The organism is Fulvivirga ligni, from assembly GCF_021389935.1.
Lineage (GTDB): Bacteria > Bacteroidota > Bacteroidia > Cytophagales > Cyclobacteriaceae > Fulvivirga > Fulvivirga ligni.
In genome coordinates this window covers 2518292-2534258 of sequence record NZ_CP089979.1, presented here as the reverse complement: position 1 = coordinate 2534258, position 15967 = coordinate 2518292, and the positions used below count along the sequence as shown (strand labels likewise).

The following is a 15967-nucleotide window of genomic DNA, read 5'->3' as shown; positions in this document are numbered from 1 at the left end:
ACCTATTCACCTATCCTTATAATGTATCGTATTAGCCTTATTAGATAATTGTTTCCTTTCGTTTAATATTATTATCTTCCAGATCATCGTCCGCATCCAGCCATAAGTCCATTTCAATCAACTCTGCTAATTGTCTAATTGTCCTCTTCTCAAAGATATCGGCGAGTTTAAGATTGCTTCCAAAAACCTTTTTTATTGAATTAGCTATTTGAATTGCATTTAGAGAATGTCCTCCAAGATCAAAAAATCCAGTGTTCACACTGATAGATTCAGGATCCAGCTTTAAAACATCACCCCAGATAGAGGCCAGCTTCAGCTCCGTATCGGTAGTGGGAGATACAAATGCCTCTCCTTTAGTATGCTCATATGCTGGTAACTCCCTGCGGTTTAATTTACCATTTACTGTTAAAGGTAGCTTGTGCATGTGAACATAATAAGAGGGAACCATGTAAGATGGTAGGTAAGACTCCAGATAATGACGCAGTACTTCTACTGATAACTCAAACTCTGATTCATAATATGCCACAAGATGCTCATCACCTGAATCATCATTTATCAGTACCACAGAACCATGAATAGATTCGTGCATACTTAGTCTGTGCTCTATCTCCTGTAACTCTACACGATAACCTCGTAGCTTTACCTGATCATCCATGCGACCATGGTAGGACAGGTTACCACATGGAAGCCATTTTACCAGATCTCCTGTTCGATATACGCGATCCTCCCCATCAACCCAGCCAGTGCTGAACTTCTCAGTTGTAAGAGACTCCTCTCCTGCATAACATCTGGCCAGCCCGTCTCCTGCAATGCAGAGCTCTCCTATTACACCGGGAGACACTAACTTGCCATATCGATCTGTAACATAAACGCGCTCATTAGGTAGTGGCTTTCCGATTGGGATAGTATCATATTTTTCAAGATTCGAAAGCTCAACTCGATAACCTGTAGAATCTATACAGGTCTCGGTTGGTCCATAAAAATTGTACAGCTGTACTCCCTCCCCTAGTTGAGAATAAAACTTTAATACCAGATCCTTAGGAAGAGCTTCTCCTGCTAATATCCATGACTGAAGACATAGAGTAGAACCTTCCTCCAAACTATTAACCAGCATCCGTAAATGGGTGGGAGTGCCATCCGAAACATCTATTGAATGGGTATTATAAAATGAAAGCAGTTGACCTCCATCACGGCGGCTATCCTCATCTGTTATATAAAGACTATGACCATGTAGTAACGCGCCAAAGATCTGCTGACCCGATGCATCAAAAGAATAAGATGCAACCAAGGCAACACGAAGACCCGAGGATACATCCAAATTATTATATACTCTACTTTCCAAACCTTTTACAAGGTTGATAACACTGCCCTGGCTCATCATAACACCCTTAGGACGCCCGCTAGAACCAGATGTGAAAATACAATATGCAAGGTCTGAACCTGTTACCTCGATCCCTGGATTGGTATTGGGGCTGTCTGTTATTACTGGTGCATTTATAGCCACAACAGGAAGTACAGATTTATCCACCTGATAGCGCGAATGGTAAAGCAAATATTCGGCACCACTTTGTGCTAGCATATAATTAATACGTTGCTCCGGTAAATCGGGGTCTATTGGTAAGTAGCCTGCTCCGCCCTTTAATACTCCTAAAATACCTATGAGTATATCTACAGAGCGGTCTAGCTGTAGAGCTACTATACTACCCTGTGTAACTCCCGAAGATAAAAGATAGTTAGCCACTTGATTGGCTCGTTCATTCAACTCACTATATGTTAACGACTCCCCTTTAAAGACCACTGCCACGCGGTCAGGATATTGTGACACCTGCTTTTCAAACAAGGCCACAAGGCCTGCCTCTCCTGCATAGGAAAGTGATGTATTGTTAAAAGAAGATAACAGGCTCAGATCATACTCTGATACCATTGACATATCCATAATTGCTGACTCCGGATGCTTTAAAGCTACATCTGTTAGCTTTTCAAAAGCTAAAGCAAATGATTCTACAGAAGATCTTTTAAACAAATCTCCAGAATATTGAAAACTTAAAATAAGCTGCTCATTTTCTTCATTTACCCTCAAGGTGAGGTCAAAACGAGACACAGGTGGATCATACTTATAAGGTTCTAATGTAAGCCCTGGTAAAGTAAGTTCAGGATGCTCAAAGTTAAAGTACTCAAACATCACATTGAATAACGGATGACGATTCGCACTATCACGATTAAGGTTTAATGCCTCTACAAGGTCCTCATAGGGATAATCCTGATGTTCAAACGCATCAAAAGTACGCTTATTTACCTCCCTTAAAAACTCTCGAAAAGACTTAGATCCATGAGGATGATTCCGCAATGCCAATGCATTAATAAATACTCCGGTTACACTTTCAAGATCTGAATGAGAACGACCGGAAACAGAAGTGCCCACTACCACATCTTCTGTATTGGCCAGTTTACCTAGTAGCAGGTTATAGATGCTTAACATCACCACAAATAATGTGGTGTTTTCCTGCCCAGCCAATGCTTTTAATGCAGATGTGTGGCCCTTACCCAGATTAAACCAGACTATGCCCCCCTCATTGGTGCTGCTTAATGGCCGTGAATAATCCATCGGAAGTGTTAGCTCTTCTACTTCATCTATGAATTCATTGACCCAAAAATCTTTCTGTGATGCTAAAACAGCCTGCTGATCTTCCTGCTGCTGCCAAACAACATAATCATGATATTGAAGAGGTAGTGATGGTAAAGAATGACCAGCATAAAGGGCCATAAACTCTTTCAATAAGATACCGTTCGTAACTCCGTCTGATATAATATGATGGTTATCTACAACCAAAACATGTTCATCAGATGCCACTTCAATGACCCCTGCACGTATCAAGGGGGCTTGTGATAAATCAAATGGACGTATAAAACTCAGTACTTCATTCTCGATATCGTTCTGAGGTTCTAAATATTCTATCTGAAAATCCGTGAAATCACTGATCCGCTGAACAACAACGCCATCTACAAAATCAAAAGATGTACGTAAACTATCATGACGACTAATCAGTGACTTAAAAGCATTATCCAATTTCTCTCTATCTAAAACACCCTTCAGAGTTACCGCCTGAGTCATGTTATAGGCCAGTGATTCTTTATTGTAAGAATGTAAAAAGTATAATCTTTTTTGGGAAGGGGATAAAGGATAATACTCTGAAGGGGAAGCTTTAGGTATTGATGAATGTGTCGTAGTAACTACAGGAACAATAGCCGCAGCAAGCCTGGCTATAGTTTGTAACTCTATAATCTGTGTTAGTGAAAGTTCTGCTCCTAGTTCCTTCCTGATTTTATTAGCCAAGAAAACAAGCTTGAGAGAATGTCCTCCAAGATCAAAAAATCCAGTGTTCACACTGATAGATTCAGGATCCAGCTTTAAAACATCACCCCAGATAGAGGCCAGCTTCAGCTCCGTATCGGTAGTGGGAGATACAAATGCCTCTCCTTTAGTATGCTCATATGCTGGTAACTCCCTGCGGTTTAATTTACCATTTACTGTTAAAGGTAGCTTGTGCATGTGAACATAATAAGAGGGAACCATGTAAGATGGTAGGTAAGACTCCAGATAATGACGCAGTACTTCTACTGATAACTCAAACTCTGATTCATAATATGCCACAAGATGCTCATCACCTGAATCATCATTTATCAGTACCACAGAACCATGAATAGATTCGTGCATACTTAGTCTGTGCTCTATCTCCTGTAACTCTACACGATAACCTCGTAGCTTTACCTGATCATCCATGCGACCATGGTAGGACAGGTTACCACATGGAAGCCATTTTACCAGATCTCCTGTTCGATATACGCGATCCTCCCCATCAACCCAGCCAGTGCTGAACTTCTCAGTTGTAAGAGACTCCTCTCCTGCATAACATCTGGCCAGCCCGTCTCCTGCAATGCAGAGCTCTCCTATTACACCGGGAGACACTAACTTGCCATATCGATCTGTAACGTAAACGCGCTCATTAGGTAGTGGTTTACCGATTGGGATAGTATCATATTTTTCAAGATTCGAAAGCTCAACTCGATAACCTGTAGAATCTATACAGGTCTCGGTTGGTCCATAAAAATTGTACAACTGTACTCCCTCCCCTAGTTGAGAATAAAACTTTAATACCAGATCCTTAGGAAGAGCTTCTCCTGCTAATATCCATGACTGAAGACATAGAGTAGAACCTTCCTCCAAACTATTAACCAGCATCCGTAAATGGGTGGGAGTGCCATCCGAAACATCTATTGAATGGGTATTATAAAATGAAAGCAGTTGACCTCCATCACGGCGGCTATCCTCATCTGTTATATAAAGACTATGACCATGTAGTAACGCGCCAAAGATCTGCTGACCCGATGCATCAAAAGAATAAGATGCAACCAAGGCAACACGAAGACCCGAGGATACATCCAAATTATTATATACTCTACTTTCCAAACCTTTTACAAGGTTGATAACACTGCCCTGGCTCATCATAACACCCTTAGGACGCCCGCTAGAACCAGATGTGAAAATACAATATGCAAGGTCTGAACCTGTTACCTCGATCCCTGGATTGGTATTGGGGCTGTCTGTTATTACTGGTGCATTTATAGCCACAACAGGAAGTACAGATTTATCCACCTGATAGCGCGAATGGTAAAGCAAATATTCGGCACCACTTTGTGCTAGCATATAATTAATACGTTGCTCCGGTAAATCGGGGTCTATTGGTAAGTAGCCTGCTCCGCCCTTTAATACTCCTAAAATACCTATGAGTATATCTACAGAGCGGTCTAGCTGTAGAGCTACTATACTACCCTGTGTAACTCCCGAAGATAAAAGATAGTTAGCCACTTGATTGGCTCGTTCATTCAACTCACTATATGTTAACGACTCCCCTTTAAAGACCACTGCCACGCGGTCAGGATATTGTGACACCTGCTTTTCAAACAAGGCCACAAGGCCTGCCTCTCCTGCATAGGAAAGTGATGTATTGTTAAAAGAAGATAACAGGCTCAGATCATACTCTGATACCATTGACATATCCATAATTGCTGACTCCGGATGCTTTAAAGCTACATCTGTTAGCTTTTCAAAAGCTAAAGCAAATGATTCCACAGAAGATCTTTTAAACAAATCTCCAGAATATTGAAAACTTAAAATAAGCTGCTCATTTTCTTCTTTAACTCTCAAGGTGAGATCGAATCGGGAAACTCCCAATTCATAAGTAAAAGGTTCTAATGTAAGCCCTGGTAAAGTAAGTTCAGGATGCTCAAAGTTAAAGTACTCAAACATCACATTGAATAACGGATGACGATTCGCACTATCACGATTAAGGTTTAATGCCTCTACAAGGTCCTCATAGGGATAATCCTGATGTTCAAACGCATCAAAAGTACGCTTATTTACCTCCCTTAAAAACTCTCGAAAAGACTTAGATCCATGAGGATGATTCCGCAATGCCAATGCATTAATAAATACTCCGGTTACACTTTCAAGATCTGAATGAGAACGACCGGAAACAGAAGTGCCCACTACCACATCTTCTGTATTGGCCAGTTTACCTAGTAGCAGGTTATAGATGCTTAACATCACCACAAATAATGTGGTGTTTTCCTGCCCAGCCAATGCTTTTAATGCAGATGTGTGGCCCTTACCCAGATTAAACCAGACTATGCCCCCCTCATTGGTGCTGCTTAATGGCCGTGAATAATCCATCGGAAGTGTTAGCTCTTCTACTTCATCTATGAATTCATTGACCCAAAAATCTTTCTGTGATGCTAAAACAGCCTGCTGATCTTCCTGCTGCTGCCAAACAACATAATCATGATATTGAAGAGGTAGTGATGGTAAAGAATGACCAGCATAAAGGGCCATAAACTCTTTCAATAAGATACCGTTCGTAACTCCGTCTGATATAATATGATGGTTATCTACAACCAAAACATGTTCATCAGATGCCACTTCAATGACCCCTGCACGTATCAAGGGGGCTTGTGATAAATCAAATGGACGTATAAAACTCAGTACTTCATTCTCGATATCGTTCTGAGGTTCTAAATATTCTATCTGAAAATCCGTGAAATCACTGATCCGCTGAACAACAACGCCATCTACAAAATCAAAAGATGTACGTAAACTATCATGACGACTAATCAGTGACTTAAAAGCATTATCCAATTTCTCTCTATCTAAAACACCCTTCAGAGTTACCGCCTGAGTCATGTTATAGGCCAGTGATTCTTTATTGTAAGAATGTAAAAAGTATAATCTTTTTTGGGAAGGGGATAAAGGATAATACTCTGAAGGGGAAGCTTTAGGTATTGATGAATGTGTCGTAGTAACTACAGGAACAATAGCCGCAGCAAGCCTGGCTATAGTTTGTAACTCTATAATCTGTGTTAGTGAAAGTTCTGCTCCTAGTTCCTTCCTGATTTTATTAGCCAAGAAAACAAGCTTGAGAGAATGTCCTCCAAGATCAAAAAATCCAGTGTTCACACTGATAGATTCAGGATCCAGCTTTAAAACATCACCCCAGATAGAGGCCAGCTTCAGCTCCGTATCGGTAGTGGGAGATACAAATGCCTCTCCTTTAGTATGCTCATATGCTGGTAACTCCCTGCGGTTTAATTTACCATTTACTGTTAAAGGTAGCTTGTGCATGTGAACATAATAAGAGGGAACCATGTAAGATGGTAGGTAAGACTCCAGATAATGACGCAGTACTTCTACTGATAACTCAAACTCTGATTCATAATATGCCACAAGATGCTCATCACCTGAATCATCATTTATCAGTACCACAGAACCATGAATAGATTCGTGCATACTTAGTCTGTGCTCTATCTCCTGTAACTCTACACGATAACCTCGTAGCTTTACCTGATCATCCATGCGACCATGGTAGGACAGGTTACCACATGGAAGCCATTTTACCAGATCTCCTGTTCGATATACGCGATCCTCCCCATCAACCCAGCCAGTGCTGAACTTCTCAGTTGTAAGAGACTCCTCTCCTGCATAACATCTGGCCAGCCCGTCTCCTGCAATGCAGAGCTCTCCTATTACACCGGGAGACACTAACTTGCCATATCGATCTGTAACGTAAACGCGCTCATTAGGTAGTGGTTTACCGATTGGGATAGTATCATATTTTTCAAGATTCGAAAGCTCAACTCGATAACCTGTAGAATCTATACAGGTCTCGGTTGGTCCATAAAAATTGTACAACTGTACTCCCTCCCCTAGTTGAGAATAAAACTTTAATACCAGATCCTTAGGAAGAGCTTCTCCTGCTAATATCCATGACTGAAGACATAGAGTAGAACCTTCCTCCAAACTATTAACCAGCATCCGTAAATGGGTGGGAGTGCCATCCGAAACATCTATTGAATGGGTATTATAAAATGAAAGCAATTGACCTCCATCACGGCGGCTATCCTCTTCTGTTATATAAAGACTATGACCATGTAGTAACGCGCCAAAGATCTGCTGACCCGATGCATCAAAAGAATAAGATGCAACCAAGACAACACGAAGACCCGAGGATACATCCAAATTATTATATACTCTACTTTCCAAACCTTTTACAAGGTTGATAACACTGCCCTGGCTCATCATAACACCCTTAGGACGCCCGCTAGAACCAGATGTGAAAATACAATATGCAAGGTCTGAACCTGTTACCTCGATCCCTGGATTGGTATTGGGGCTGTCTGTTATTACTGGTGAATCAATATCCTGCACAGGAAGATAGGCAGAAAATTGCTCAAGGTAATTAGCTTGAGATAGCAAAATTCCTGCTCGACTTTGATCAAGCATATAGCTAACTCGCTGTTCTGGTAAATCTGGATCTAATGGTAAGTATCCCGCTCCGGCTTTCAATACTCCAAAAATACCTATAAGCATATTCAAGGATCTATCCAATAACAATGCAACTACACTTCCGGGTACCACACCCACTGAAAGAAGATAATGAGCTACTCTATTAGCATATTCATTGAGTTCTTTGTAGGTAAGACTCTCACCTCCAAATGAAATCGCCACGCGATCCGGATGTTGAGACACCTGCTGTTCAAACATTGACACTAAACTTTCTGAAGAAGAATAATTTAATGTAGTTTTATTGTATAAAGCTAACAGATCATAATCTTCTGACGATAACAGTGATATATTCATCAACTGAGTGTCAAGTTGCTCCGTAATATGCTCTGCAATACGCTCAAACCATGTTGTAAATCGAATTATAGTTTCCTCTTTAAACTTATCACTGGCATATTGAAAACTGAGATCAAGATAATCTTTAACCTCATTTACCCTTAAGGTGATATCAAACTTTGCAGCACCGGCTCCAGTATCAACTGGTGTCAGTTTAAGTCCATCAATGGTTAGTTCCGGCTGGTCAAAGTTAAAATACTCAAACATCACATTGAAAAGAGGATTTTTATTCGAATCTCTCTGAAGGTTAAGAGCTTCAATCAGATCCTCATAGGGGTACTTTTGATGTTCAAACGCATCAAAAGTACGCTTATTTACTTCCTTTAAAAATTCTCGAAACGGCTTACCTCCATGTGGATAGTTGCGCAATGCCAATGCATTAATAAATACGCCTGTTACTCTTTCAAGATCGGCGTGAGAACGACCAGAAACAGAAGTACCTATAATCACATCTTCTGTATTAGCGAGCTTGGAAAGTAAAATGTTATATATACTCAACAGTACCACAAAAAGTGTCGTAGATTCTTCTCCGGCAAGATTTCGCAATTTATCTGTCTGTACAGCCCCTAGCGTGAACTTAACTGTACCCTTTGTGCCATCTCTTTCGGATACTGAGGAATAGTCTACTGGTAAGGACAATTCAGGAATGTTATCCGCAAATTCATTTAGCCAATACTCTTTGTGTGAAGACAAGGCGCGCTTTTGACTCTCTGATTGTTGCCAAACCGCATAATCTTTATACTGGAGGTGTAGTTCAGGGAGTTCCTCATCGTTATATAAAGACATGAAATCCTGTAATAAAATATTATGACTAAGACCATCCGAAATAATATGATGGTTATCTATTATCAAAACATTTTCAACACTAGACACCTCTATAACTCCAACACGGAATACTGATGCCTGTGATAAGTCAAACGGCTTAATAAAATGATGAATAGCATCAGCAATATTTTCTTGCTTGCCCAAATAATTCACCTTAAATGCTAACTTATCAGCTATATACTGCACAGGCTCATCATTTTCAAATCCAAACCTAGTTCTTAAGCTCTCATGTCGTTCGATGAGTCTCTCAAAAGTTTTCTCTAACCAATCTTTGGACAATTTTCCATTTAATGTAACAACCTGAGTCATATTATATGACAATGACTCTTTATCATAGGCATGTAAATAAAATAGTCGTTTTTGAGAAGAAGATAATGGATAAAAATCCCTGGTCTCAACTTTTGGAATCTTCTCATGAGACGCCTCAGCTGCTGAGTCTATGAACTCACCCAACTTGACAATAGTCTGTAATTCAACGATACGAGTAAGCTCCATATCTACAGAAAAACGTTTCATGATTTGATTCCCAAGAAATAATAATTTTAATGAGTGTCCCCCCAAATCCATGAATCCTGTCTCCACACTTACCGAGTTGATATCCATATCTAGTATTTCAGCCCATATTTCCACCAAAACCTTTTGTGTCTGAGTTTTAGGCGGAATAATTTGAACATCTGCTATCTTACGCGGATCAGGAAGACTTCTTTCATCAATCTTACCATTAGTTAGTAATGGTAAGGTTTCTAAAAATATGAGGTGATCAGGAATGAGATAAGCAGGCAAATGATCATGCAGGTATTGACGAACCTCTGAAGCAGTAATTTCATGTTGGCCTCTAACCATATAAGCACAAAGAAAGTGACCACCGGTATCTGCAGTAAAAGCTTTTACTACAGCATTGGAAATTACAGGATGTTCTTGAAGTTTAATTTCTATTTCGGCAGGTTCTATCCGAACTCCTCTGATCTTTACCTGGCGGTCTACCCGACCCAAAAATTCCAAGTCACCCTGTGGGTTAAATCGTCCTAAATCACCAGTTTTGTAAAGAAAATCCTGTTTATCGTTCGCATATGGATTAGCAATGAAGGAACCTTTATTCAATTCTTTGTCCAGGTATCCATGTGTACCATATTTTGTTCTTATAAAAATTTCTCCCACATGCCCTTCTCCAACAGGACGGAGATTTTTATCAAGTAGGAATATTTGTGTGCCAGATATAGGCTTTCCTATAGGTACCGATGGCAGCTTTGCATCTCCAGGTTGCACTAAGTAAAAAGTCCTGATCATCGTTGTCTCAGAGGGACCATAAAGATTAACCAACTGCACCTTATTACCCATCACTTGATACCATACTGATAAATCACGAGTGTTAAGCTTTTCACCTGACATTAAAATATATCTCAGGCTTTCAAATTTCACACTGCTAAGTCCTGTTGATAGAAATAGCTTAAAAAAACTTGGCACACAGTGAATTAGAGTAATCTTTTGTTTATCAATCCATTCTATGATCTCGTCACCAGATAAATTTGAAGAAGGAATGCAGATTGTTCCTCCAACGACCAAGGCTGAAAAGATATCTCTTAAGAAAGCATCGAATCCAGGATTGATAAACTGACTGACTTTAAAGGTGCTATCAATATTGAAAGTGTTAATTTCCCAATTAATAAAATGATTTAAACTCAAATTTTTACCAACAATAGCTTTCGGGGTTCCGCTTGAACCTGAAGTAAAATAGATATAAACTTTATCTTCCCCATCATATTCTGGCTGAATAAATTCTGCCATATCTTTAGGTAAGTCAGTCATAATTTCGGAAGCAACCACTATTTCAGTGCAAATATCTTTATCCTTAAGATCTGCCTTTCCCGCTGCGTCACTTATGATCAGATTACACTCACTGGCACCAACAAGTTGTATAATTCTTTCGATGGGATGATTGGTATCTAGAGGAATAAAAACCGATCGTGCCTTTAAGACCGCTAAAATCCAAATGATAAGAGAAGATTTATCCTCAATATATAGAGCAATGTGTTTACCATTACCAAGATTCTTATGCTGTAACCATAAAGAAATTTCATTAGTGACTCGGTTAAGTTCACCATAAGTATATTCTTTTTCATCGGAAGAAATGGCTAATTGATCCGCATTCTGTTGAAAGCTTTGCAAAAACGTCTCCTGTATGGTCTCTGACGAAATATCGATTGTTGAAAATTGGCTCATGTTGATTAAGGGAAATTATCGGTTTTCTTTGTTTTATTCACTAATGGGTTTTGCTAGTTGCATCAATGCATTGTTTGTCTGATGTCCTGCAAATGTTAACTCTTCAATGGTGACATTATCATTTCTAAGTACCTGATCGATGATATGCTGCAAATTGAGATTAAAATCAGTTATTGAATTTTCAGTGAAGTAATTACCAGAATACCGGTACTCAAGGTGTATTCCTTCTGCTGTTTCCTGCACTACAAAAGTCAAATCAAACTTGGATTCTCTACTTTCGAACAGTTTTTGAGTTAGAGTAAGTCCAGGGATACTTATCTCTCCAACTTCAACATTCTGAAACTCAAACATAATGTTAAAGAGAGGTTGTGTGCCTATATCTCTATCTCGCAGTTGCTCTACTAATTCATCATATGGGTATTCCTGATTTTCAAAAGCTTCAATAGCCGTATATTTCACCTCTTGAAGGAAGTTGCTAAACAGCTTGTCTGCCTCGGCATAATTTAGCAGAACGACAGTATTCACAAACATTCCGACCACGTTTTCAAGTTCTTCTGATCTACGTCCAGACATGGGAGTACCAATACAGATAGTTTCCTGATAAGAAACTTTTGATAGCAATACGTTGAACAAAGTTTGTAACAGAATATTCATAGTTACTTCTTGCCTCTCAGCATATTGTCTCATTTGTTGTGTCTTCTTAGAGCCAATAATAAAGTTATAGGTTCCGTCACCTGTATTCTGGCCTGATACCGGCAACTTTAACCGAGGTATTTCTGAGGATAATTTCTCAAGCCAGAATTCAGCCTGTTTTTCCCTTATTGCCGTAAAAGTGGTTGAGTATTGCCATTCGGCGTAGTCCTTATACTGAAGCTTTAGATCTGTCAAAGGCTGCACCTTATATAAGCTTCCAAAATCCTTAATAAGTGTATCAATAGAAAAAGCATCACTGATTATATGATGAAAATCTAGCATGAGCAAATTCTTGTCTTCCTGAAACTTTATTAGTTTTATCCTGAATAATGGTGAAAGAGTAAGATCAAACGGCCGAATGAATCTCTTTAGATAATCACCACATTCAGCTTCTATGCCAGGCTCAACATCTAGTTTAAAATTGATGATACTTTCAATTCTTTGTACCACTTCATTATTAACCACTTCAAAACTTGTTCTTAGTCCCTCATGCCTTTGAATCAGCCTTTTGAAAGCATTTTCTATTCTTTTCAAATCAATTGAGCCCCCCACTATGTAGGCCACAGGCATATTGTATGTGGTTATTGATGGATTAAACCGCTGTAAGAAGAATAATCGCCTTTGCATTGATGACGTTTTATAATAGGCTTTATAATCTGCCTTCTTAATAGTGTTTACTGGATTTGATTTGGCCTTTGTAATGACTTCTGCCAGATCTGCTAATACAGGATTTTCAAAGACATCCGATAACTTGAGCTTGACGCTCATTTTTTTTTGGATTCTGGATATAAGCTGCATTGCCTTTATGGAATGTCCTCCTATAGCCAAAAAATTATCATTCATGCTTATATCACTGCCGTTACTATTCAATATTTCTTTACATATGCTTACCAGCGTTTCTTCACTATAGTTAGCAGGAGGAACATATCCCTGAACACTTTTCGATCCTGCTTCAGGCAGTGCTGATAAATTAATTTTACCATTTGAAGTAATCGGGATATCCTGCACTTGCACAAAGACTGAAGGGATCATATAGTCTGGCAAATGCTTCTGAAGATATTTTCTTAGTAAATCGGTATCCAGTGTTTCATTACTAACAAAGTAAACCCTAATCTCTTTGTTACCATCTACATCCGTAAAAAAACCTACCACTGCCTGTTTTACTTGTGAATGATTCAATAAACACTGCTCAATTTCTCCAGGCTCAACCCTAAAACCTCTAATTTTGACCTGACGATCCATTCTACCAAGAAATTCTATATTACCATCAGGTAGCCAACGTGCCAGATCACCTGTTTTATATAGCCTGTGTTCTAGATGAAAAGGATCGGTCACAAATTTATGTTGGTTCAAATCATCTCTCTTTATGTACTCCCGGCCTACTGGTACACCTCCAATCCATAGTTCTCCGGGAACTCCTACAGGCTGTAACAAGCCGTTACCGTCCACAATATAGTTCCAGCAGTTTTGTATTGGGCGACCTATAGATGGAAGTTCAGGAATATTGGAAGTAGGATGAATCTCCAATGTAGATGATACATGGGTTTCCGATGGTCCGTAGTGATTATGCAGGAAAATATTCTTTTCTTTTAAATATGTTTTAAAGTTATTATTGATGACAACTTGTTCTCCCGCTGTTTGTATATGCTTAATACAAGAAGGTATTAACTCTTTGAGATGGGCATCACTAAAAAGTATTCTAAGAAGTGACATTGGAAAAAACACCGTACAAATTTTGTGGACATCAATAAATTTAAAAAGTAGATCCAAATTGTTCCTGATTTCCTCTGTGATGATGAAAATCTCCCCACCAGCACACAGTGTATAGAATATTTCAGAAACTGAGACATCAAAAGAAATAGTGCTGTATTGCAACACTCTGGTAAAATCTAAGGACGTGCGATCAATACAATGGCGTACAAGATTAGTGATGTTCCTATGCTCTAGCACCACTCCTTTAGGCTTACCAGTAGACCCAGACGTATAAAGTGCATAAATGGCATCATTAGGAGTATTAATATTTTGTGGTCCTCTTTGATAGGCGTCTGAATTGAAGTTGAAAGACCTCAAATCTAGAAGCTTTACATTTTCTCCGCATATGAGGTGTAATTTATCAGTGGAAGCACCTGTTAAGACCAATTTAACGCCACTATTTTCAAGCATATAGCTAATACGTTCCTCTGGTAGTTTTACATCTACTGGAACATAAGCCCCTCCAGCTTTCAAAATAGCAAAAATTGCTATTACCATTTCGGCAGATCGCTCTATACTAAGTCCGACCAATATATTCCTACCCACCCCTTGTTCTCTTAGTACATGAGCCAAAATATTAGATCGATTGTTTAGTTCTAGATAAGAATAGCTCTTCCCTTCAAAGTAAAGTGCCTTGCGATTTGGGTGGGTTTCAACTTGCTTTTCAAATAACTGATGAAGACAATCATCAGGCACAGCTAGATTGTTATTCTCATGAAAATTAGAAAAAAGTGCATTCCTCTCCTCTATAGATATTATTTCCATTTGCTTCACACGTCTATTAGGGTAAGAAATAGCTTGTGTAATCAATGTTTTGATGTGCCCCTCCAACCAGGACATCTGTTGGTTATCATAATTACTTTCGTCAAACTGAACTTCAAAATCCAGAGTATCTGAATATTTCACAATGAGTGATATATCATAGTTGGTTTTTTCAAAAACGTTAATATCATTTATCCGAAAAAGCTGCTCGTTTTCATTTAGACTCTGAACTGGATAGTTCTCAAATACAAGAATGTTATTAAATAAGGGTTTTTTCCCCACCCAATCTTGAATATCTGCTAGAGGAGTAAATTGATATTCAAATAGTTTCAGTTGCTGGTTATTTAAATAAGCTGCCAGGTCCCAAAATGAAATCTCCGGGTTGATCGATACACAAAACGGAAGTGTATTAATATATAGCCCTATGCGATTCTCAATATTCTTAATATTATCTGGCCGGTTTGCCAGCGTTATACCAAATGACACTTCAGATTGATTAGTATAGCGTGAAAGCACAATGCTCCAAACTGCTTGAATTACATTATTTACAGTAACCCCCCGTAGCCTAGCCTCATCAACTAATTGACTTGAAGTATTTTTATCTAATGAAAAATGAAAAGCTGATTGGCTAGTAGGAACAGAATAAAGCTTCTTTTTCTTAAATGCAAACTCTGAAGCCTCTTCAAATCTTGCCAAATTATGAGTCCAAAATTCTTTTGCTGCGGAGGTCTCTTGACTTTGCAAATAGTTAATAAAGTCCTTATAATCATCTAGTTCTTCCTTCTTAGGTTCTATATTTTGAATTAGCATCCGGTAATACCTAAATGCTTTTTCCAATAATAACATCATTGACCAGCCATCCATTAAAATGTGGTGGCTAGTCCAAACCAGATAATAACTGTCCGGCGCAAATTTTATTAGTGAAATTCTAATGAGGGGTGGTTTCGCTAAATCAAATCCTTTATTTCTATCCTTTATTAGAAATTCATTAAGTGCATCTTTTAACTCATCTCCGTCGTTATATGAAAACCCATAGGTATCTACAGGTATTTCTACTTCAGCATGAACTCGCTGTACTGGTTTGCTAATGGATTCATGAACGAATGAAGTTCGGAGTATACTGTGCAATGGAACAAGTTTAGAAAGACTTTGCTTAAAAGTTTCAACATCAAATTCACCAGTCATTTCACAACAAATCTGCTCAATGTACATACCTGTATACTGAGAAAGAATACTATGGAAAAGTATACCTTCCTGTATAGCTGACAGAGCGTAAACATCATCTATGCCTTTCACTATCCCCCCCCCCCCTTTTTTGCCTGAATTTTGGAGATGACTGATTAAATCCTTTTTCCTTATTCTAATCTGTTGTAATAAAGACTCATCAATTTGAGCTTCTTCAGTTTTTACCTCAAGCTTATCATTATCTTTAAGAAAGACTTCAATACCATGATCTTTTAAATAATTTAAAAATTCCATCCTCTA

Annotated in this window: 2 protein-coding genes; both read right to left on the bottom strand. The window is 38.8% G+C overall.

Annotated features, from left to right (window positions below):
* Positions 1 to 40 precede the first annotated feature (40 nt).
* A complete protein-coding gene (locus LVD16_RS11075) occupies positions 41 to 11275 on the bottom strand; it encodes a non-ribosomal peptide synthetase (protein ID WP_233774006.1) in 11235 nt (3744 codons plus the stop codon).
* 33 nt (positions 11276 to 11308) lie between these two features.
* Complete coding sequence (locus LVD16_RS11070) at positions 11309 to 15961, bottom strand: non-ribosomal peptide synthetase (protein WP_233774005.1); 4653 nt, start codon at positions 15959 to 15961, stop codon at positions 11309 to 11311.
* Positions 15962 to 15967: the final 6 nt, after the last annotated feature.

Coding starts and splice junctions, on each gene's coding strand:
- LVD16_RS11075 (WP_233774006.1), bottom strand. CDS start 11,275: ATGAGCCAATTTTCAACAATCGATATTTCGTCAGAGACCATACAGGAG.
- LVD16_RS11070 (WP_233774005.1), bottom strand. CDS start 15,961: ATGGAATTTTTAAATTATTTAAAAGATCATGGTATTGAAGTCTTTCTT.